We start from the raw sequence: 20555 nt of genomic DNA on the forward strand, positions 1-20555 counted from the left end.
CATTGTTGGTACGGTCTTGATTTGGACCAAAAGCAAAGCGCCGTGGCGCAAGCAGCACGTCCCGGCCCCCAACACAGGACAGCGCGGACACGGTTTTAAGGCCGGCGATGAGGGTCATGGCGGTCATTAGTGTGCGACTCCTGCCGCCACGCTTTCGTCGATAAACCGTCCCTCGCGGAAACGCTCCATGCCAAAGGCGTCGGTCAGTGGCCCGTGCCCCTTGGCAATCAGTTCAGCCATGGCCCAGCCTGATCCAGGCGTGGCTTTGAACCCGCCCGTGCCCCAGCCGCAGTTGATGAACACATTCTCCACCGGGGTCTTGGACAGAATCGGCGAACGGTCCCCGGTGATGTCCACAATGCCGCCCCACTGGCGCAACATTTTCAACCGGCTGACCATCGGGAAGGTTTCGACCAGCGCGCGCACGGTTTCCTCGATATGATGGAATGAGCCACGCTGGGTATAATTGTTGTACCCGTCGGTCCCACCGCCGATGACCATCTCGCCTTTGTCGGACTGGCTCATGTACCCATGCACCGTGTTGGCCATCACCACAACATCCATGCAAGGCTTAATCGGCTCAGACACAAGCGCCTGAAGCGCAACGGATTCGATGGGCAACCGAAAACCCGCAAGCCCAGCCACGTGACCGGAATTGCCAGCCACGACAATTCCCATCTTGTCGCAATCAATCGCGCCTTTGGAAGTGTCGACACCAACCACCTTGCCGTCCTCGCGACGGATACCGATAACTTCACATTGCTGGATCACATCCATGCCCATGTCCGAACAAGCGCGCGCATAGCCCCATGCCACCGCATCATGACGCGCTGTGCCACCCCGCGCCTGCCACAGCCCGCCAAGGACGGGATAACGCGGACCGTCGATGTTGATGATCGGAACCAAGTCCTTCACACGCGTCGGGTTGATGAATTCCGTCGAGACGCCTTGCAAGGCGTTGGCGTGTGCGGTGCGTTGATAGCCGCGCACTTCGTGATGGGTCTGGGCCAGCATGATCACACCGCGCGGGCTGAACATCACGTTGTAATTGAGATCCTGCGACATGGTTTCATACAAGGAACGGGACTTTTCATAGAGCGCGGCAGACGGATCTTGCAGGTAATTGGACCGGATGATCGTGGTGTTTCGACCCGTATTCCCGCCGCCAAGCCAGCCTTTTTCCAGGATCGCGACATTCTTGATACCGAAACGCTTGCCCAGATAATAGGCCGTGGCCAGACCGTGTCCGCCCGCTCCGATGATAATCACATCGTATTTCGACTTGGGGGCCGCATTGCGCCACGCGCGTTCCCATCCGGTATGATACCGGGCAGCTTCCCGTGCCACCGCAAAGACAGAATATCGTTTCATGACAAAATCACCTTAAAACGCGTAACATCGGTGTCAGACTGATGCCCAGATGTCACCTGTTCTGCTTTAATATCGGGAAAAGAGGATACTGGGGGCGTCACTTTCTCGCAAGTTTGCGACAATTCAGGCAATTCCGCGAAAAACCGTTAATGCCGTGATCATTTGTCCCTTTTGCAACGGCTCATTCCTCACTACATGCAGTGGTCAGGGAGCAGTGGAATATGACGTTTTTCTGGATCACGGCTGGTGTGCTGGCATTGACTGTAACGCTTTTGCTTGCGCTGGGACTACGTGCGCCTCGCATTGGCACGGCAGAACCGGCAGCGGCATACGACCTGCGTGTTTACCGTGACCAGTTGCGAGAGGTCGACAAGGATTTGGCGCGCGGCGTGGTCACCGAGGCCGATGCCGAACGCATTCGCACTGAAGTATCACGCCGTATTCTCGCCGCAGATGCGAATCTCCAAGCAGATCAAGTCTCTCTGGACGCAGATAAAGGGTCTCCCAAGCTCGTCGCTGCTGTGTTTGCTGTGGTGCTGATCGGCGGAAGCTTCGCAATTTACCTGCAACTGGGCGCACCGGGATATGGCGATCTTGCCCTCGCGGACCGCATAGAAATGGCAGATAACGCAAGATCGGAGCGTCCCAGTCAGGAAGCCGCCGAAGCTTCCATGCCTCAAAGTGGCACGCCCGAAGGCGCAAGTCCGGACTATGTGGCCCTTGTAGAGCAATTGCGCGAAACGGTTGCGGCGCGTCCGGATGATTTACAAGGCAATGTCCTTTTGGCGCAAAACGAAGCGAATCTCGGCAATTTCATTGCAGCCTCACGCGCTCAAAGCGAAGTCTTGCGGATCAAAGGGGCAGATGCCGGACCCGCAGATTTTGTTGATTATGCCGACATGCTGGTGCTCGCGGCAGGGGGATATGTATCCCCGGAAGCCGAAGCAGCACTGAACCGTGCCCTCAGTTTCGATCAGACCAACGGTACCGCGCGATACTACATGGGCTTGATGATGGCACAAACCGGACGGCCCGACACGGCGTTTCGCATGTGGGATGCTTTGCTGCGCGAAGGACCCCAGAGCGCGCCTTGGATCTCTCCCATACTAGCGCAGATCGAGGATATGGCGTTTCGCGCAGGCGTAACCTATCAGATTCCTGAAATCGGTGCGGGACGCGGACCAAGCGCGTCGGACATTGAAGCGGCGGGTGATATGAGCCCAGCCGAGCGGATGGAAATGATCCAAGGCATGGTAGGCGGTCTTTCAGAACGCCTCGCCAATGAAGGCGGCACCGTGGATGAATGGGCGCAGCTCATTGGTGCTCTGGGCGTGCTTGGCCGCACAGGTCAGGCGCGCGCCGTGTATGAAAACGCGATTGAGGTCTTTGCCGATGATACCCGCGCGCTGGATCTTTTGTTGCGTGCAGGCCAACGCGCACAAGTCGCGGAATGATAAATGATATTTGAAGACATTGCCGCCTTTGCTCAGGCGCTCCCGACATTGCACAGCATCGCCGGCCTTGATCTCGGGACGGTGACCATCGGGGTGGCCGTTTCCGACACATTCCTGTCCGTCGCCACGCCGCTGGAGACCATCAAACGCCGGAAATTCACGCTCGACGCGGAAAGGCTGTCCGAGATCGTGGCACAACGCCGCATCGGCGGCCTGGTTCTCGGGTTGCCGCGCAATATGGACGGTTCAGAGGGGCCCCGTTGCCAATCCACCCGCGCCTTTGCACGTAATCTCGAAAAGGCCGAGGGTCTGGGCATTCCGCTCACTTTCTGGGATGAGCGTCTGTCCACCGTGGCCGCCGAACGCGCGCTATTGGAGGCGGATACGTCGCGAAAACGTCGCGCTGAGGTGATTGATCACGTGGCGGCAGGGTATATCTTGCAGGGTGCATTGGACCGAATGCGCGTTATTCGCGCAACGGCGGAAGGGTAGAGAATGACAGACGACATCTGGCGACGCGACGAGGTGGAAAGCCCCTGCATAAAAGTGTGCGTCGTTCACCCTGAAGCGCGCCTGTGTACCGGATGTCTGCGCTCTATTGACGAAATCACGCAGTGGTCCCGGATGACGCCAGAAGCTCGGCGCGCGGTGATGAAGGAGCTGCCGCTCAGAACAGGCCAGATCACCAAACGACGCGGCGGACGGGCAGCGCGACTTGCACGCTAATCAGCAAGGTGGCCACTGACGGTTTCTTTTTGCGCTTGTACTCGCTTTTCCGCCACTGGTCTGCGCTGTTTGGCGAACAGTATTGTTTCTGTCGCAAGCCGACCGCCGGTTCAGGACGCGTTTAGAACTCAGGTTGCGACCGTCATAATACAAAATGCCTTGTCCGCCGCATACTATTGCGCCTGTAATTTGCGTGCTTCTTCGCCAGCAAGTTTCAACAACTGCTGCATGAAGGGCTTATCCAGATCATCCTTTCGTACCGCCGCATAGAGCCTGCGCGTGATACCCTGTTTCGTGAGGGGGCGTGTCACATAGTCCGACGAATATTTAACCTCGCGTACGACCCAATCGGGTAAAACCGAAACGCCCCGATTAGACGCCACCAAAAGCAAGATAACTGCGGTCAGTTCAACCTGCCGGATCGCGGCAGGTTCAACCTTTGCAGGGATCAACAATTGGCTGAATATATCCAAACGGGAGCGCTCTACGGGATAGGTGATCAGCGTTTCGCCCCGAAAGTCAGTGGCATCTACATATGTTTTTTGCGCCAAAGGGTGCGTACTTGCCGCGACAAAAACCGGTGCGTAATCAAAGAGTTCCACAAACTCAATACCGGGAAGAGACTCTGGATCCGAAGACACAACCAAATCCACTTCTTCCTTGAGCAAAGCAGGCAAGGCATCGAATGCCAATCCAGGACGAATATCGACATCTACTTCGCCCCAGCTTTTGCGAAATTGCTCCAGCACAGGGAACAGCCATTCAAAACACGCATGACACTCGATGGCGATGTGCATGCGGCCTGTACTGCCCGCGCGCAACCCGGTGAACTCGTCCTGCAACGCTTGCACCTGCGGAAGAACCTGATGTGCAAGCTTCAGCAAACGCATGCCAGCAGGTGACAGTTTCAGAGGCTTTGAGCGACGCACAAACAACTCAACCCCCGCCTGATCCTCTAACCCTTTGATCTGATGACTCAAAGCCGACTGCGTGATGTGCAACTGGTCCGCGGCGCGCGCCAATCCGCCTGCATCATGAATGGCCTGAATGGTGCGCAGGTGCCGGAACTCGATATGCATACGATCCTCATATTAAAGATGAGAGTTATGAATTTGTCTCACGAAGCTGTTTGTGGCACAAGACAAGAAATCATGAGGAAACCACCCGATGCCAACGCCTGCTGTTTCATTCGAAGTCTTCCCGCCCCGCTCGATCGATGCATCTTTCAAGCTCTGGGAGACGGCACAGGCGCTGGCCCCCTTGGAGCCACGGTTTTTCTCGGTGACTTACGGCGCCGGTGGCAGCACGCGTGACCTTACACATGACGCCGCCTACACTTTGCACAAATCCTCTGGCCTGCCGGTTGCGGCGCATTTAACATGCGTCGGGACCTCCAAGGCCGAAACGCTGGCCATGGCACAACGGTTTGCCAAAGCAGGCGTGACCGACATTGTCGCGTTGCGCGGCGATGCGCCCGAAGGGCAAGATCGCTTTTCCCCGCATGCCGATGGTTTTGCCAATTCCTGCGAATTGATCGAGGCCTTGGCACAATCCGGTCAGTTCACTTTACGTGTGGGTGCCTATCCCGAAAAACACCCCGATGCCACCAGCCAACAGGCCAATATTGATTGGTTGAAAGCGAAAATAGATGCCGGTGCGGATGAGGCAATAACCCAGTTCTTTTTTGAGGCGGACACCTTCCTGCGCTTTCGCGATGACTGCGCCAAAGCTGGTATCAACGCGCCGATCACGCCCGGTATCCTGCCAATCATCAATTGGAGCAGTGCACGCAAATTTGCTCTGCGGTGCGGCGCGACGGTACCCGCCTGGCTGGATCAGGCCTTTGACGCAGCCGTCCGGGACGACCGCCATGATCTGCTGGCCACGGCACTATGCACGGAACTCTGCTCGGAACTGGTTGATGAAGGCGTGGAGAACTTGCATTTCTACACGTTGAACCGACCAGAAATGACGCGTCAAATTTGCCATGCACTGGGTGTCACGCAAGCGGCGACGGGTATCAGAGACGTCGCGTAGCCCTTGAAACTGCGACATCGATGCGCATAGCTGCCGGGGGAAAACATACCTCGGAGCGCTCGATGCCAATTGCAAAATCCCCCGCCGATTTGATGTCCCCATCCGATATCCTGTCCATGTCTGGTTTGGAATTCATGCAAGGGATTATTGGCGGAAAACTCCCCGGCCCCCCGATCGGTGCAACCATGGGCTACACCCTGTGGGACGTCCGCGAGGGGCAAGTGATTTTTCGCGGCACACCAGAGTTGAACGTTACTAACCCCATGGGGTCCGTTCATGGTGGTTGGTATGGCACGCTGTTGGATTCAGCCATGGGCTGTGCGGTGATGACACGGGTGCCGCGCGGTTCGGTCTACACAACGCTCGAATTCAAAACCAATATCACGCGCAACATTCCACTGGGCATGACTGTTGAATGTATCGGTTCAGTGGATCATGCGGGGCGGTCCACCGGTGTCGCGCATGGCGAAATCCGCGGCGTGGAGGATGGCAAGCTCTATGCAACAGGTTCGACGACCTGCATCATCATGAAGATGGCCTGACCCGGGCATCTAAATTACGTTGACGCAGTGTTTTCTGGTATCGCCTGCGCGCGCGCTGCAGTTCCTGACTTCGCGGAGTATTGACTTTGGTCAAGCGCCCGCCAGATATGAGCGTGTTTTAGGATAAGAGATTTCAGGTATCGAGTATGGCCATTTTCAAATCCGCAATTCAGGCATTCCGCGCAAATATTTTGATCCTCTGTCTGGTGCCTATTTTTGACCTCGGGGTATCGCTGATCGATACCGGGTTTAATACTTTGGTCCCAAAGATGTTCTTGTGGACTTATGTTCTGTTTTTATTGCATCGCACAATTTTGCTTGGCAGCCCCTCTGGCCCGGCCGTGCCCGTAGATGCGATTTTGCCAAACGTGTCTTACCCCAAAAACCCGCCTTTCAAGATGTGGGTTTTGGTGGGCGGATTGGTTGTAACAATGATCGCGTTGATGGTTGGTCTCATCAATCTGCTTGATCCACTCGCCGCGGCGTTAAGCTTCGACAAAGATCAACGTTTCGGTCTGATGTTTATGTTTTTCATACCCATCTATTGGCTCATTCTGGCTCTTTTCGGCACCGCCATTCCCGCAACTGCCCTGAACCATGAAACAAGTCTCTGGGCGGCGCTGCGTCGCGCTCGATACACGGTGTTTTCCGTCGCCTTTGCCTTGTTGTTGGGGCCCGGACTGATCATTCTGCTTTCAATCGCAGCACTTGTCTTTTTTGAAGCCTTGGGGGTCTACAGCTTGGATTGGAGTCATCTAAAAGACTTCACACCCTTGGGCGTCGCGATCGAAATAGCAGTCCTCGGACCTTGGCAGGGTTTTGCTGCGGCGCTGACGGCCGCGATTTTGTCCCACGCCTATCTGCGAGGGCTGAAACGGCTGGCCGCGCAAGCCGCTTAGCGACGCGCTTATCCCCTCAGACGGTTTTACCAAATCGCATCCAACCGCGCGGCACTGGATTGGCCGCTTTGCGCAGGGTAACGCTGTCATGAAAACTCTCAGATGGGTCCTGCATCACCTTGCGCGCGCGACGCGTCACAAACCATTTGCCATTGCCCCGGAATGTTCCGAGCATCGGCGCACTGGGGTCTTGTCGGAACCGGCTGGACCATCCATCCGGCAAGGGCAGACCGTTCATTTGCGCACGTTCAAGCATCCAAACCAGTGGAATATTGGCAAGCGGACGCGCCTCCTCAAATCCACCCAGCTGCCCACCAACATCGCCGTGCGTCCCGGAAAACCAGACCTGTTCCACACGCCCCTGAAACCCTTCCGGCGATGTCCACATGACCGGTTTGTAAGCGACACGTGTCTCATCAAGGGCCAAGGCGTGAAAACCCGCTTTGACGTTATGGCTGAGATGGTGGCTGTGAAAAGCGTGACGTTTTTCGCTCAAACGCCACAGGATCGGCGCATTGAACCCAAGTGACTTCACCGAGTCCCATATGCCAATCATCTCGATCTGAACCTTGTCAAGACAATGAGCGGCTGCAAAACGTTGCGCGCATTTGCTGGTGGGATCACCTTCATAAAACCGGTATACTTCGCGAATGTTTCGCTCGGTCGCATCATCGGCCTTAAGCAGCCCCATGAGATCAATAACGCCTGCCAGACTGCGCACCGCATAGGCACCCCGCGAGTACCCCATGAGGAATATCTTGTCGCCCGGCCGGTAGCGCGATGCGAGATAGCCGTAAGCGCGGCGAATCTGGCGGTTGATGCCCCGCCCTTGCATCACGTCAATTGCGGAGCGCCAGTCATTCCATTGCAAACCCGGCTCATAATAGATCGATACGGATCCAGTCATTTCGCGACACAGCTGGTACGCCCGCCCGGCGTTGGTTTCGTTCCCCGGTTCAAGCGAGGACATGGTGCCATCAAGGATCACAACGTGAGTAACGGGGCCGCGGCGGGGGCCAAAATCGCTATCGGGTCGGCGCCAGAACCTGCTGCGCAACCAACCGAGCCATTTCTTATTCTGCCGCGAGGGCCTCACTGTTCAACAACTCCCAAACTTTATGCGGGGTGAATGGCATGTCCGCCTGTCGCACCCCCTGATCCCAAAGCGCATCCTGTACTGCATTCGCCACGGCGGCCAATGCGCCCACCGTGCCGGCCTCGCCGCACCCCTTCATGCCCATGATGTTGGCAGTGGACGGCACAGGCTCTGACGTAAAACTAATAGTGGGGACGTCATCCGCACGGGGCAAGGCGTAGTCCATGAACGATGCCGTGAGCAATTGGCCCTCTTCGTCGAAAACAACATGCTCTGTGATCGCCTGTCCGATGCCCTGCGCAACACCGCCGTGCACCTGACCTTCGGCCAGCATCGGATTGATAAGGTTTCCAAAATCATCAACGACCGTGTAACGTTTCACGGCTACAACGCCCGTGTCTGGATCAACTGTAACTTCTGAAACATGACACCCATTGGGAAAGCTGCGCGCAGGCAATGTTGCACGCGCTTCATGCACTAAAAGATCACTCCGCCCTTTGGCGCGCGCCATCTCTGCGACCTCGAGCATGGTCGGCGTCAGGTTGGACCCTTCCGCTCGGAAACGTTCGTCATCGAAGCTGATCTCTGATGCGGGCACGCCCATTTCATCCGCAAGAAACGCGGTAAAGCTCTCGGTGATTTGCGAAACAGTCGCCAGTGTTGCGTTGTTCTGGACCGTCACGGAACGTGATCCACCTGTTCCGCCACCCTGCGCAATCTGGTCGCTGTCGCCTTGCACGACGGCAATCTTGTCCGCAGGAATACCGGTTTGATCGGACAGAAATGCGGCATAAACCGTTTCATGTCCTTGTCCTGTGGATTGCGTGCCCACATAAATCGTCACGGTACCATCCTCATTAAACATAACCTTCGCACCTTCCGAAGGATCACCCAAAATACTTTCAATATAGTAACACACCCCGACGCCGCGCAGCAGACCTTTCTTTGCATCAGCCTTTTTACGCGATTCGAACCCGGCCAGATCAGCCTCATTCAGCGTACGGTTCAGCAGTTTATCAAAGTCACCAACATCATATGTTTCCCCCGTTGACGTCGTGTAGGGGAACTGCTCCGGTTTGATGAAATTGCGACGGCGCAGGGCGATCGGATCGACACCCAACTCCCGCGCAGCCCGGTCCATCAACCGCTCAAGGATATAAATCGCTTCTGGTCGCCCGGCACCGCGATAGGCATCGACATATGTCGTATTGGTGTAAAACCCCTCTACGCGCAGCCACGTATTCTGCACATCATAGACGCCCATCAATACCTTGCTGAACAACTCGCTTTGGATGAATTGCCCAAAATGACTGTTGTAGGCGCCGAGGTTGCAGCGCGTGTGAACGCGATAGGCGGTGATCTTGTTGGTTTCATCAAAGGCAAATTCCGCCAGTGAGGTCAGATCACGCCCAGCGTTATCAGTCAGCATCGCCTCGGTTCGATCCGACATCCAGCGCACAGGACGACCGGTGACGCGCGCGGCGTGGGCCGCTAGTGGGTATTCAGGATAGGGAAAACCTTTCATCCCAAACCCGCCGCCCACATCCGGGTTGGTCACGCGCACGTTCTTGGGATCAATCGCCAGGGCTTTGGAAATCGCATCCTTGTGGGCCCAGACACCCTGCCCGCCCAAGGATACATGCACCCGCTCGCCGTCCCACTGCGCAAAACAACCGCGCGGCTCCAGCGAACTGACCAGAATGCGATTGTCACCGATCTCCAGACTGACAGTGTGGGCAGCGGTTTTGAACGCCGCATCTGTCGCTGCCTCATCGCCCATGCCCCAGTCAAAGCCTCGATTGTCCGGCACATCATCATGCACCGGAGCGCCACCAACGCCCATATCCATTTTGACAGGCAGATCATCATATTGCAGGTCAATCAATTCCGCCGCATCCCGCGCCTGCTCCAGCGTCTCGGCGACGATGAATGCAACCGGCTCACCCACAAATCGCATCTTTGCCTTGGCCAGCAACGGCCTGTCAGGATTCGCCCCGCGCGTTCCGTCAATGTTTTTCACCGTCGCAGCGAACATGTTGATGTCCATGCCAGCCGCTTCGAGGTCATCCACAGTCAAGACCGCATGCACCCCTTTCGCATCACACGCATCACTCACATCCAGCGAGGTAATTATGGCATGTGCCACCGGGGCGCGAAAGACAAAGGCGCGCAAAGCCTCTGACGGGGCAATATCATCAACATACCGCCCGTGCCCGGTGAGAAACCGCACATCCTCAACCCGTTTGACCGACTGTGACTTACCGAACTTGTCCATGGGAGGCTCCTTTTTGTGTGCGATGTCTTCGGGGACACTAGCGGCGCGCAGGCACTTGTCCAGCCGAAGCGATCCATCGCACGCAAACGCCATGGTTTTTTTCGTCGCTTACCAAAAAAGGCGCGCATGAAGCCCGGTATTCTCGGCCCGCACCGACATATGCCCCGGCGCGCGCAGTTCCCTTTCGTCCTGTAGCCCCCATATAGGAATGTGTCTGAGATCATGAAACCCATCCAGCAAATGACAACGCTACTGGGAGCCCCTGAAATCGGCCGTCAAGCGTGTCGTCGCGACACGTTGGGCAAAACGCGTGTGACCCGATTTGATCGTGAGGGGATGGAAAGCTGTTGTGCTTGCAGCCCCAACACGCAGGCCATTTGGACGATCCAAGTCATGAGCAGTGGCGTTCCATGGCGCCTCGGCAAATTGACAGGCGTGGAAGACCTCTTTCCCTCCAGCATTAGTTTGGGTAGATCACAGTCCAATCACTGTTTTGATGGATGACGCCGCGATGCCGATGGAAAAAAAATTCGATGCAAAACGAGCCGAGGCGCGCCTCTACGACGCCTGGGAGCAGCAAGGCGCGTTCAAAGCGGGCGCTAATGCATCACGCGATGAGACCTTCTCCATCATGATCCCGCCGCCCAACGTAACGGGGTCCCTGCATATGGGGCACGCGTTCAACAACACATTACAGGACATTCTGGTGCGCTGGCACCGGATGCGTGGGTTTGACACACTGTGGCAGCCGGGCACGGATCATGCGGGCATCGCCACCCAAATGGTGACGGAACGCGAAATGATGCTGAACCAGGAACCGAACCGCCGCGACATGGGGCGTGAAAGGTTTGTTGCACGGGTCTGGGAGCAAAAAGTCAAATCGCGCGGCACGATCATTGGCCAGCTGAAACGACTGGGCGCATCCTGTGACTGGTCGCGTGAAGCCTTTACCATGGGCGGCGCGCCAGGCGATCCGGATGCTGGCCAGGGGCCGAATTTCCATGATGCCGTGATCAAGGTCTTTGTCGATATGTACAACAAGGGCTTGATCTATCGCGGCAAGCGTTTGGTCAACTGGGACCCGCATTTTGAAACGGCAATCTCTGACCTTGAGGTCGAGAATACCGAAGTCAACGGCCATATGTGGCACTTCAAATACCCGCTGGCGGATGGTGCGAGTTATGAATACGTCGAGAAAGGCGAGGATGGCAACGTCACCCTGCGCGAAACGCGTGACTACATTTCAATTGCAACGACACGGCCTGAAACAATGCTGGGGGATGGCGCGGTTGCGGTTCACCCATCAGATGAGCGCTACGCGCCAATCATCGGAAAATTATGTGAAATTCCTGTTGGCCCGAAAGAGCATCGCCGGTTGATTCCGATCATCACGGATGAATATCCGGATAAGGATTTTGGCTCCGGTGCTGTGAAGATCACGGGCGCGCATGATTTCAACGACTATCAGGTCGCCAAACGTGCGGGCATCCCGCTGTACCGGTTGATGGATACCAAGGGCGCGATGCGCGACGATGGCGCACCCTATGGCGAGGCGGCCTCTGTTGCGATGGCTGTGGCCAAGGGCGAGCAAACCTTGAATGAGACGGAAGCGGACGCGGTCAACCTGATCCCCGACGCTCTGCGTGGGCTGGACCGGTTTGAGGCGCGCAAACTGGTGGTGAGCCAAATCACCGAGGAAGGTCTCGCGGTCATGACCACCGCAACGGTCAAAAATGACGATGGCGAAGAAGTCGACACGCTCGTTCCCTTTGTTGAGAACAAGAAGATCATGCAGCCTTTTGGCGACCGCTCAAAAGTGGTCATCGAACCCATGCTGACCGATCAATGGTTCGTTGAGACCTCTAAAATCGTGCAGCCCGCAATTGATGCGGTGCGTGACGGCGACGTGACGATCCTGCCCGAACAGGACAAGAAGGTCTATTTCAACTGGCTGGAAAACATCGAGCCGTGGTGCATCTCGCGCCAGCTCTGGTGGGGTCATCAGATCCCGGTTTGGTATGGACCAAAAGTTCAAGAAAACGATGAACTTACCGAAATCAATCCACTACTCGAACCCCTCACAGATGTATTTTGTGAACCCACAAAAACGGAAGCATTAGAGTCGGCATCAGCGCACTATGGGAACAACAAAGTTATAGAAGTTGCTGACTCTAACGCAGCGCTCGGCGCATTCGCCCGCTGGCGTATGGACAAATCGAAGCCAATTCCAATCTGGCGCGATCCTGACGTACTCGACACTTGGTTCTCTTCTGGTCTCTGGCCCATCGGGACGCTGGGTTGGACGGGCGACGCGGAGCATGATTCAGCCAACGAACCTTTGCAAAAATACTTCCCGACTTCCGTGCTGATCACCGGATTTGACATCATCTTTTTCTGGGTCGCCCGGATGATGATGATGCAATACGCCGTGACGGGCCAAAAACCGTTCAGCACTGTTTATGTCCACGCGCTGGTGCGTGACGAGAAGGGCAAGAAGATGTCCAAATCGGTTGGCAATGTCATCGACCCACTGGACATGATCGATGAATTCGGCGCGGATGCGGTACGCTTTACGCTGACGTCGATGGCGGCGATGGGGCGCGACCTTAAGCTCAGCTCGCAACGCATTGCTGGGTATCGCAATTTCGCCACCAAACTGTGGAACGCCGCCTCTTTCGGCGAACGTCACAACGTGCATATGGTTCCGCACCGCGATGCGCCGCCAACGGCCAGCCTTGCGCTGAACAAATGGATCATCGGCGAGGTTGCCAAGGTCCGTGAAGACGTCGACACCAGCCTGACCGCCTATCGTTTCAATGACGCGGCCAACGGGCTCTATGCCTTTGTCTGGGGCGTGTTCTGTGACTGGTATCTGGAACTTAGTAAACCGGTTCTTGAAGGCGCCGACGACGCAGCGGCTCAGGAAACCCGCGACGTTTACGCCTGGGCGTTGGATCAATGTCTGATCCTGCTGCACCCCATCATGCCCTTCATCACAGAAGAATTGTGGGGCCTCAAGGAGCGTCCCGGCATGCTCGTGCACGCCGACTGGCCAACCTACAAGGCGGCCGATCTGGTGGACCCGGATGCGGATGAGGAGTTGAATTGGACCATCGGGCTAATCAACGCCATCCGTTCGGCGCGCGCGCAAATGCATGTGCCCGCTGGCGCTTATGTGCCCCTTGTCGTAGTTGATTTCGAAGATCAGGCACGCGCCGAATTTGAGGCCAATGAGGCCATGATCAAACGCTTGGCACGGGTTGAGGCGATGAGTGAAGTCGATGCTTTCCCCAAAGGATCCGTCACTTTGGGGGTACCGGGCGGTAGCTTTGGCCTGCCCTTGGCTGATATCATTGATGTTGCAGAAGAAAAAGCGCGCCTTCAAAAGACACTCGACAAGCTAGCCAAGGAGTTGGGCGGTCTGAAGGGGCGCTTGAACAACCCAAAGTTTGCAGCCTCCGCACCGGAAGAAGTAGTGGCGGAAACCCGCGCCAACCTCGCCTTGCGCGAAGAGGAAGAGGGCAAGTTGAAAGAGGCGCTCGCGCGTTTGGCCGAATTGGGGTAGGATTGCGCCATGCGTAGTCTGAGATCACTTGTCGAACGCCAGATCGCCAAAGCTCAAGCCTCTGGCATTCTAAGCAGCCTGAAGGGGGCGGGCCACCCCCTGCCCGACCGTCGCGTTGAAGCCCGTGGTGAAGCGTCAATCTCTGCAGGCATGCGCATCATGGCAGAAGCAGGCGTTTTGCCAGAAGAATTCACGCTGAAAAAGGAACTGGAATCGGCGCGAAGCACATATTCCAAGTGTAAAACGGACGCAGAGCGCAAAGAGGCGATGCAACAGCTCGCCGACCTCGAATTACGCTATGGCATAGCCCGCGATGCAAGGCGCAAGTTCATGACCTGAACCCGGGGCTCGGCCGCAATCAGTCAAAGACAGCAGGACGTTTGGCAAATTGTGCGGCAATCACCTCCATTTGCTCCGGCTTGCCCAGCAACCTGGCTTGAAAGCGCGATTCTGCCAGCAGCACCGCATCTGGCGGTTCAGATTCCGCAACGTCAATCAGAGCCTTGGCCGCACGCACGGCTTTTGGGCTTTTACCCGCGATTTCAGCGGCCAGCGCGAATGCCTTGGCCAGTGGATCCTCGGCGATCTCCGTCACCAACCCCCAGCTTTCGCCCTGCGACGCCTCAAAGGGAGCTGCGGTATAGATTAACCGCCGCATCACATCCGAGCGCACCAGACGCGGCAGCAACACCATACCGCCCATATCCGGAATAATGCCCCATTTCATTTCCATCACTGCCAGTTTGGCGTCTGGATGGGCGATCCGAACATCCGCCCCAAGTGCAATCTGCAGACCGGCCCCATAGACAACACCGTGCAGCGCAGCGATTACTGGAATTTCAAGGCGTTGCCAGACCAGAGCGGCCTCTTGCCATTTATTCGTTGTCCCCAGGCCATGGGTGCGCGGCATGATCATCGCATCAATGTCCTTGCCAATCATCGCGCCCAGACTTGCGATATCAATCCCCGCGCAAAAGCTTTCTCCCGCGCCGGATAACACCACCGCGCGCGCATCTGAAGCCGCCACCTGTGCACCAGCCGCGATGAGATCATCAAACATCTGTTGATCCACAGCGTTGCGCTTTTCGGGGCGGTTTAACTGGACGTGTGCAATGTGCTCCGAGACATTTAAAGTTACATGCGACATCGTGCTCTCCTTGCGTTGCTCTTATGTGACCCATGTGGCGTGTTTTTGACCAGACAAAGGTTAGCGCAATCTCTGGCTTGCCCCAGACCGCTAACCCGTTTTATGAGACGCCATGACTCACTATCGCCTTACTCCGCTCGCTGATACCCTGCCCGATACCGTGCCATTCGTTGGACCCGAGACGCAGGAGCGCGCCCGTGCACGGCTGTTTGATGCGCGCCTTGGCGCCAACGAAAGTGTCTTTGGCCCCTCTCCCATGGCATCAAGCGCAATGGCTGAGACGCAAATGTGGAAGTATGGTGACCCGGAAAGCTTTGATTTGCGTGAGGCGTTGGCGGATCATCACGGCATCGTACCAGAAATGATTATGGTTGGCGAAGGCATTGACGGCTTGCTTGGCTATCTTGCGCGTTTGATGGTCGCGCCCGGTGATGCAGTTGTGACCTCTGATGGTGCTTATCCGACATTCAATTACCACGTGGCCGGATATGGCGGGGTGATTCACAAGGTCCCCTATGCAAGCGATTTTGAGGATCCCGATGCGCTTTTTGCAAAAGCGGGTCAAGTGAATGCGAAACTGGTTTATCTGGCAAATCCGGACAATCCGATGGGAACGGCGCATGACGGCGCGGATATTGTCGCGGCGATGGAAAAATTGCCCAAAGGGACATTGCTGGTGCTGGACGAGGCCTACCTTGAGTGCGCGCCGGAAGGCACGGCTTTACCGCTGCCAATGGATGATCCAAGGGTCATTAGGTTGCGCACCTTTTCAAAGGCTTACGGGCTCGCCGGTGCCCGCGTGGGATATGCCATTGGGGCGCCAGATCTGATTGGATTGTTCAACAAAATACGCAATCATTTCGGCATGAACCGGGCTGCGCAAGCGGGCGCTTTGGCTGCGTTGGACGATCAGACATGGCTGCGCTCTGTGCAAGCGCGAATCGCGGCATCGCGAAACCGCATCACATCCATCGCCCGCAAAAGCGGTTTGCGACCTCTCAAATCCGCCACTAATTTTGTGACAATTGATTGCAATCAAAACGAAGTGTTTGCCCAAAAACTACTCGGCGAAATGATCAACCACGGCGTTTTCATCCGCATGCCTATGGTCGCGCCACAAAATCGATGTATTCGGATCAGCTGTGGTACACCGGCAGATTTGGACATTCTCGCTGAGGTGTTGCCCTTGGCCTTGCGCGCCGTGGAAAAAAGCTGGCGTTAACCATTTCCGAGCTATAATTTTCCGAGTGTTGGTAGAACGAGATGCATATTATGGAAAATCATAAGCTTGGCAGCGCGCCAAACTACACAAACGCCTGTATTGTCATGTTCGGTGTGAACCTGACACTTCTGTTGTTGTTCCTTTTTGCACTCTGGGGGCTGGTGGTTGCGGTTTTCGTCGCATTGACTGTCAATCACTGGCTCAACTGGCTTGATTTCAGACGTCGTAGCGAAGAACAACGCTGGGCGCGCACGCCAACCAATTAACCTTGAGCGATGACAGCAGCCGCAGCAGTTAACCCGCCGGAACCATGCTGAATATCCAACGCGCGCATGCCAGCCTCAATCCCCCCTAAAAGGCCAAGGATCATATGGCCATTGACATATCCCATGTGACCAAGTCGGAAAAACCCGTGCCATGCCGGATCATTGGCATCCACCATACCCAGCCCGATACCGAGCGTCAGGCCCAGTTCCCGTTCGGTCCAGTCGCGCAGCGCCGTCGCCTGCGGTGCCTGCAGATGCAACGACGTCACGGCGTGGCTGCGGTGCGCGGGGTCTTGAACGTTCAAACGGAATGTGCCGGCCTGAGCCCAGGTGTCACAGGCGGCCCAGATGGCCCGCGCCAGCATTGCATGCCGCTCCCACACCGCCTCGATCCCTTCAGCATGAATCAAATCGAGGGCGGCGCGCAAACCATAGACGTGATGGGTCGGCGCCGTGCCGTTCCAATATTCATAAAACCCCTGTGGATTGGCACGCGGGGCCCAATCCCAATACCTGCTGACCCGGGGCATTGCGGTGCGCACCTCGGCGGCCTTGTCATTGAAGAACACAAAACCGACCCCGGGCGGCACCATTAAGCCCTTTTGGCAGCCTGCGACCATGACATCGACGCCCCATGCGTCCATTTCGAAGACATCACACCCCAAAGACGCGATGCAATCGGCCATCAGAAGTGCCGGGTGCCCCACCATATCCATAGCCGCGCGAACGGCCGCAATATCGTTGCGCACAGAACTGGATGTGTCCACATGAACGGTCAATACAGCCTTGATCTGATGCCCACTGTCCTCTTTGAGAGTCTGCGCGACACGCTCTGCATTAATCGTCGCCGCTTTACCGAAATCCAGCACGTCAACCTCAGCGCCAATTCCTTCCGCCATGCCCGCCCAACCGTGGCCAAAAAATCCGGTGGTCAACACGAGAACCTTTTCGCCGGGCGCAATCACATTGGACAGGGCCGCCTCCCAAACGCCGTGACCGTTGGCAATGTAGATTGCCACATGCCCTTGGGTGCGCGCCACACGCCGCAGGTCTGCCACCAATGCAGGCATCATATCCGGCAGCTCGCCGGCATAAATATTCGGCGCTGGCCGATGCATCGCGTTTAGCACCGCTTCCGGCATCACGGATGGACCGGGGATTGCAAGATATCCGCGGCCTGCAGCACGGGTCGGCTTAAGTGTCATTTGGGTCGTCCTTTTTCAAATCACGCCGACATTAACCTGCAGATCTCTACGGTCAATTAGCGCGTATCCCGCATGGAATATCAGCATCGCGGACACCGCTGTATAAGGGATCAACGTCGATAGCCTTCGGCCAGACGCACCGGAGATGTGCCTGCAAAATACCGCATCAAGGTCCACAAGTTGCGCGTACCGCGCCGCAGCCACCCATGGCGTCGATACCGCGCTGCACAGGTTTCCGCCACCGCATCAATGCCAGTCAGCCTGCCCTTGAGCATGCGCGCCATCGCCACGTCTTCCATCAACGGCTGGTCCGGATAACCGCCTGTCCCCACATAAAGCGTGCGCGGCATCAGCAGGCCCTGATCGCCGTAGGGCAAACCAAAACGACTTCGCAAATTTGCCCAAGCCGCGACCAGTCGCCCCGCAAGGCCACCCTTGGAAAAAGCCAAGCGGAACCAGCCTGCCTTGCGGCTCTCCAGATGCATTGCTGTGGGTCCGGCCCATCCCGATTGCAATTCAGTATCGGCGTGCAATATCAAAAGCCAATCGCCTTTGGCCTGTGCACATCCACGCGCCAACTGCCCCCCCCGTGACGGTGCGCCTGTCACCACGTCTGCCCCCCAGGCCTTCGCTATCGCGACAGTGGCATCCTTGGACCCCCCGTCAGACACGATGAGCTCGCGGATCAGGCCGGCCTCCAGACCCGACATCAAAGCGGTCAAACACGGTCCAAGATGCGCCTCGGCGTTCAGTGTGGGTATGATCACCGAAATCGGTGCACGCATAGGTTATGCCCCTTCTTATTTGCGGCGAAACTTTTATATGTCATGCAAGGCCAAGAGAGGAAGCCCCTATGACCAAACGCCGCATTTTACGCCTGTCGGGCTCCGATGTCCGGGAGTTCCTTCAAGGATTGATCACCAATGACATCAAACATCTGGATACCGGACTGGTCTACGCGGCGATATTGACACCCCAAGGTAAATATATCGCTGATTTCTTCCTGATCCCGGCGAAGGATGATGTCTTACTGGATGTTGCTGCAAGCCTTGGTGATGCTTTGGTTCAGCGCCTGAACATGTATAAGCTGCGCGCAGATGTCATTTTGGATGAAACGCAACTGCATCTTCATCGCGGGCTGGGGGACCGTCCAGAGGACGGGTTCAGCGACCCGCGTCACGCGGAAATGGGCTGGCGCGCTTATCGCGATGCGCCACAAACGAACGATGTGGTTGACTGGACAGCGCTGCGCGTCGCCCATCTGATCCCGGAAACCGGTATCGAACTTACACCCGACACATTTATCCTGGAGGCCGGGTTCGAAAGGCTATCGGGTGTCGACTTCCGCAAAGGCTGTTATGTAGGCCAGGAAGTGACGGCTCGGATGAAACACAAAACCGAGTTACGCAAAGGACTGGCGCGCGTATCGATATCCGGTGAGGCCGAAACGGGCAGCGAGATCACTGCTGACGGCAAGACTGCTGGCACGCTTCTCAGCCGTGCATCCGATAGTGCGATCGCTTATCTGCGGTTTGATCGCGCAAAAGGTGAAATGCAGGCCCAACAGGCCAAGCTCAGGTTTGAACACCGCTGAAACACTGCGGGCTATTTGTACATTAACGGCAGTGTCGGGTCAGGCGCGCTCTGAATATTCCATGGTTTCGGTATTGACCACGATATCTTCGTCTTGCCCGACGAATGGCGGCACCATAACCTTGACGCCATTTTCCAGAACCGCTGGCTTAAACGAATTGGCGGCTGTCTGACCTTTGACCACGGGTTCAGTTTCAACGATTTTGCACGTGACTTTTTGCGGCAACTGCGCATTCAGAGCCTCATCGTCGTAAAATTCCACGACGATTGTCATACCATCCTGGAGGAACGGGCGGCGTTCGCCCAACAACTCCGCTGGCAGTTGGATTTGCTCATATGTCTGCGTGTCCATAACGACCAACATACCATCATCCTCATAGAGGAACTGTTGATCTTTTTGTTCCAGGCGCACGCGTTCGACTTTGTCCGCGCTGCGAAAGCGTTCATTGAGTTTTGATCCGTTCCGCAAATTGCGCAACTCAACCTGAGCAAAAGCACCGCCTTTTCCCGGCTTGACGTGGTCAACTTTGACCGCAGCCCAAAGACCCTCGTTGTGTTCCAGGACATTTCCGGGGCGTATCTCGTTTCCGTTAATTTTCGGCATATGACCTAACCCTTACAAAAGGTTGATGAATTACTAAAGCACCCTATATCTGGCAGGTGAGTGGGTGACAAGACAACGATATCTCGTGCTGCAAGTGCAAAAGCCATGCGCCAAGCGCATGGGTGCCATGCAAAAACAGGCTATCCGAATCATCTCGTCTCCGTCATAAGAGGCTTCACGCCGAAAAGACAAGAGCAAGAATAATGGAAAGGACGACGAATGAAGGATTTCGTTGACGGCACGGCCTTTAATAACGAGCAAGGCAACCGTGCACGTAAACTTTTTGCAGCCGTGGTACTGGCAGCATTGGACGACGCAATTGCGGACGATAAGAAATATGGAAATGGACCTGAGCAGATCGCACGCTGGGCGCGCTCCAGAGATGGGCGCGAAGTGCTGAGCTGTGCTGGCATTGATCCCAATGAGCGGGTTGTGACTGGCTTGATGGACTTTGTAGGAAAAGGCGTACGGACGTCGGTTGCACTGTCTCGAGAGGAATCCGAGCGCAGAAATGCCGCTCAACAAGCGGAAGCCGCATAGGCAGATCCAAGGA

20 protein-coding genes are annotated in these 20555 nt (G+C 56.3%); 12 read left to right on the forward strand and 8 right to left on the reverse strand.

Going from position 1 to position 20555, the window contains the following annotated elements:
- Positions 1 to 126 precede the first annotated feature (126 nt).
- Entirely contained in the window at positions 127 to 1371 is a 1245-nt protein-coding gene (locus R8G34_06240; protein MDW3222478.1) for a sarcosine oxidase subunit beta family protein, read from the reverse strand.
- Positions 1372 to 1592: 221 nt separating this feature from the next.
- Here R8G34_06240 and ccmI point away from each other — a divergent pair, with 221 nt between their 5' ends.
- From ccmI to R8G34_06255, 3 genes are read left to right on the forward strand one after another with little or no spacing between them, the layout of a single operon-like run.
- Positions 1593 to 2825 (forward strand): c-type cytochrome biogenesis protein CcmI, encoded by a 1233-nt coding sequence (gene ccmI / locus R8G34_06245; protein ID MDW3222479.1) that lies wholly within the window; start codon positions 1593 to 1595, stop codon positions 2823 to 2825.
- 3 nt (positions 2826 to 2828) lie between these two features.
- Positions 2829 to 3317, forward strand: a complete 489-nt coding sequence (ruvX, locus tag R8G34_06250) for a Holliday junction resolvase RuvX (GenBank protein MDW3222480.1) — start codon at positions 2829 to 2831, stop codon at positions 3315 to 3317.
- A gap of 3 nt (positions 3318 to 3320) precedes the next feature.
- Positions 3321 to 3551: a DUF1289 domain-containing protein gene (locus tag R8G34_06255; protein MDW3222481.1), complete on the forward strand. Its 231-nt coding sequence runs from the start codon at positions 3321 to 3323 to the stop codon at positions 3549 to 3551.
- Positions 3552 to 3724: 173 nt separating this feature from the next.
- Here the strand turns inward: R8G34_06255 and R8G34_06260 are convergent, their stop codons facing one another.
- Positions 3725 to 4630, reverse strand: coding sequence for a LysR family transcriptional regulator (locus R8G34_06260; protein MDW3222482.1), 906 nt, complete (start codon positions 4628 to 4630; stop codon positions 3725 to 3727).
- An 88-nt stretch (positions 4631 to 4718) separates the two neighbouring features.
- Between R8G34_06260 and metF the strand changes: the two genes are divergently transcribed.
- From metF to R8G34_06275, 3 genes are all read left to right on the forward strand, one after another.
- Positions 4719 to 5588, forward strand: a complete 870-nt coding sequence (gene metF / locus R8G34_06265) for a methylenetetrahydrofolate reductase [NAD(P)H] (GenBank protein MDW3222483.1) — start codon at positions 4719 to 4721, stop codon at positions 5586 to 5588.
- A 62-nt stretch (positions 5589 to 5650) separates the two neighbouring features.
- On the forward strand, positions 5651 to 6130 hold the full coding sequence (locus R8G34_06270) for a PaaI family thioesterase (GenBank protein MDW3222484.1): 480 nt from the start codon (positions 5651 to 5653) through the stop codon (positions 6128 to 6130).
- Positions 6131 to 6276: 146 nt separating this feature from the next.
- A complete protein-coding gene (locus R8G34_06275; GenBank protein MDW3222485.1) occupies positions 6277 to 7029 on the forward strand; it encodes a hypothetical protein in 753 nt (250 codons plus the stop codon).
- Between the two features lie 16 nt (positions 7030 to 7045).
- Here R8G34_06275 and R8G34_06280 read toward each other — a convergent pair whose 3' ends face one another.
- Positions 7046 to 8086 (reverse strand): DUF2235 domain-containing protein, encoded by a 1041-nt coding sequence (locus R8G34_06280; GenBank protein ID MDW3222486.1) that lies wholly within the window; start codon positions 8084 to 8086, stop codon positions 7046 to 7048.
- A gap of 16 nt (positions 8087 to 8102) precedes the next feature.
- The gene (locus R8G34_06285) at positions 8103 to 10400 is read right to left on the reverse strand and encodes a xanthine dehydrogenase family protein molybdopterin-binding subunit (GenBank protein MDW3222487.1); all 2298 of its coding nucleotides are present in this window, start codon (positions 10398 to 10400) and stop codon (positions 8103 to 8105) included.
- A 511-nt stretch (positions 10401 to 10911) separates the two neighbouring features.
- On the opposite strand from R8G34_06285, the gene R8G34_06290 reads away from it, so the two are divergent.
- Together R8G34_06290 and R8G34_06295 are read left to right on the forward strand one after the other, a co-directional pair.
- Positions 10912 to 13965: a valine--tRNA ligase gene (locus tag R8G34_06290; protein ID MDW3222488.1), complete on the forward strand. Its 3054-nt coding sequence runs from the start codon at positions 10912 to 10914 to the stop codon at positions 13963 to 13965.
- A 9-nt stretch (positions 13966 to 13974) separates the two neighbouring features.
- On the forward strand, positions 13975 to 14304 hold the full coding sequence (locus R8G34_06295; GenBank protein MDW3222489.1) for a DUF1992 domain-containing protein: 330 nt from the start codon (positions 13975 to 13977) through the stop codon (positions 14302 to 14304).
- Between the two features lie 19 nt (positions 14305 to 14323).
- Here R8G34_06295 and R8G34_06300 read toward each other — a convergent pair whose 3' ends face one another.
- On the reverse strand, positions 14324 to 15112 hold the full coding sequence (locus R8G34_06300) for a crotonase/enoyl-CoA hydratase family protein (protein ID MDW3222490.1): 789 nt from the start codon (positions 15110 to 15112) through the stop codon (positions 14324 to 14326).
- A 112-nt stretch (positions 15113 to 15224) separates the two neighbouring features.
- Here R8G34_06300 and R8G34_06305 point away from each other — a divergent pair, with 112 nt between their 5' ends.
- Complete coding sequence (locus R8G34_06305; protein ID MDW3222491.1) at positions 15225 to 16334, forward strand: pyridoxal phosphate-dependent aminotransferase; 1110 nt, start codon at positions 15225 to 15227, stop codon at positions 16332 to 16334.
- 50 nt (positions 16335 to 16384) lie between these two features.
- Positions 16385 to 16600, forward strand: coding sequence for a hypothetical protein (locus tag R8G34_06310; protein ID MDW3222492.1), 216 nt, complete (start codon positions 16385 to 16387; stop codon positions 16598 to 16600).
- Here the strand turns inward: R8G34_06310 and R8G34_06315 are convergent.
- Together R8G34_06315 and R8G34_06320 are read right to left on the reverse strand one after the other, a co-directional pair.
- Positions 16597 to 17805, reverse strand: coding sequence for an aminotransferase class V-fold PLP-dependent enzyme (locus R8G34_06315; protein ID MDW3222493.1), 1209 nt, complete (start codon positions 17803 to 17805; stop codon positions 16597 to 16599). The two genes, R8G34_06310 and R8G34_06315, sit on opposite strands and share 4 nt — an antisense overlap.
- Positions 17806 to 17915: 110 nt before the next feature.
- The gene (locus R8G34_06320; GenBank protein MDW3222494.1) at positions 17916 to 18590 is read right to left on the reverse strand and encodes a TIGR04283 family arsenosugar biosynthesis glycosyltransferase; all 675 of its coding nucleotides are present in this window, start codon (positions 18588 to 18590) and stop codon (positions 17916 to 17918) included.
- A gap of 68 nt (positions 18591 to 18658) precedes the next feature.
- On the opposite strand from R8G34_06320, the gene R8G34_06325 reads away from it, so the two are divergent.
- On the forward strand, positions 18659 to 19399 hold the full coding sequence (locus R8G34_06325; GenBank protein MDW3222495.1) for a folate-binding protein: 741 nt from the start codon (positions 18659 to 18661) through the stop codon (positions 19397 to 19399).
- A 39-nt stretch (positions 19400 to 19438) separates the two neighbouring features.
- Here the strand turns inward: R8G34_06325 and efp are convergent, their stop codons facing one another.
- Positions 19439 to 20002 (reverse strand): elongation factor P, encoded by a 564-nt coding sequence (gene efp, locus R8G34_06330; protein MDW3222496.1) that lies wholly within the window; start codon positions 20000 to 20002, stop codon positions 19439 to 19441.
- Positions 20003 to 20221: 219 nt separating this feature from the next.
- On the opposite strand from efp, the gene R8G34_06335 reads away from it, so the two are divergent.
- Positions 20222 to 20542, forward strand: a complete 321-nt coding sequence (locus R8G34_06335; GenBank protein ID MDW3222497.1) for a DUF6280 family protein — start codon at positions 20222 to 20224, stop codon at positions 20540 to 20542.
- The last annotated feature ends 13 nt before the right edge of the window (positions 20543 to 20555 follow it).

This window comes from Paracoccaceae bacterium, from assembly GCA_033344815.1.
GTDB lineage: Bacteria > Pseudomonadota > Alphaproteobacteria > Rhodobacterales > Rhodobacteraceae > Roseobacter.

Coding starts and splice junctions, on each gene's coding strand:
- R8G34_06240 (MDW3222478.1), bottom strand. CDS start 1,371: ATGAAACGATATTCTGTCTTTGCGGTGGCACGGGAAGCTGCCCGGTAT.
- ccmI (MDW3222479.1), top strand. CDS start 1,593: ATGACGTTTTTCTGGATCACGGCTGGTGTGCTGGCATTGACTGTAACG.
- ruvX (MDW3222480.1), top strand. CDS start 2,829: ATGATATTTGAAGACATTGCCGCCTTTGCTCAGGCGCTCCCGACATTG.
- R8G34_06255 (MDW3222481.1), top strand. CDS start 3,321: ATGACAGACGACATCTGGCGACGCGACGAGGTGGAAAGCCCCTGCATA.
- R8G34_06260 (MDW3222482.1), bottom strand. CDS start 4,630: ATGCATATCGAGTTCCGGCACCTGCGCACCATTCAGGCCATTCATGAT.
- metF (MDW3222483.1), top strand. CDS start 4,719: ATGCCAACGCCTGCTGTTTCATTCGAAGTCTTCCCGCCCCGCTCGATC.
- R8G34_06270 (MDW3222484.1), top strand. CDS start 5,651: ATGCCAATTGCAAAATCCCCCGCCGATTTGATGTCCCCATCCGATATC.
- R8G34_06275 (MDW3222485.1), top strand. CDS start 6,277: ATGGCCATTTTCAAATCCGCAATTCAGGCATTCCGCGCAAATATTTTG.
- R8G34_06285 (MDW3222487.1), bottom strand. CDS start 10,400: ATGGACAAGTTCGGTAAGTCACAGTCGGTCAAACGGGTTGAGGATGTG.
- R8G34_06290 (MDW3222488.1), top strand. CDS start 10,912: ATGCCGATGGAAAAAAAATTCGATGCAAAACGAGCCGAGGCGCGCCTC.
- R8G34_06295 (MDW3222489.1), top strand. CDS start 13,975: ATGCGTAGTCTGAGATCACTTGTCGAACGCCAGATCGCCAAAGCTCAA.
- R8G34_06300 (MDW3222490.1), bottom strand. CDS start 15,112: ATGTCGCATGTAACTTTAAATGTCTCGGAGCACATTGCACACGTCCAG.
- R8G34_06305 (MDW3222491.1), top strand. CDS start 15,225: ATGACTCACTATCGCCTTACTCCGCTCGCTGATACCCTGCCCGATACC.
- R8G34_06310 (MDW3222492.1), top strand. CDS start 16,385: ATGGAAAATCATAAGCTTGGCAGCGCGCCAAACTACACAAACGCCTGT.
- R8G34_06315 (MDW3222493.1), bottom strand. CDS start 17,805: ATGACACTTAAGCCGACCCGTGCTGCAGGCCGCGGATATCTTGCAATC.
- R8G34_06320 (MDW3222494.1), bottom strand. CDS start 18,590: ATGCGTGCACCGATTTCGGTGATCATACCCACACTGAACGCCGAGGCG.
- R8G34_06325 (MDW3222495.1), top strand. CDS start 18,659: ATGACCAAACGCCGCATTTTACGCCTGTCGGGCTCCGATGTCCGGGAG.
- efp (MDW3222496.1), bottom strand. CDS start 20,002: ATGCCGAAAATTAACGGAAACGAGATACGCCCCGGAAATGTCCTGGAA.
- R8G34_06335 (MDW3222497.1), top strand. CDS start 20,222: ATGAAGGATTTCGTTGACGGCACGGCCTTTAATAACGAGCAAGGCAAC.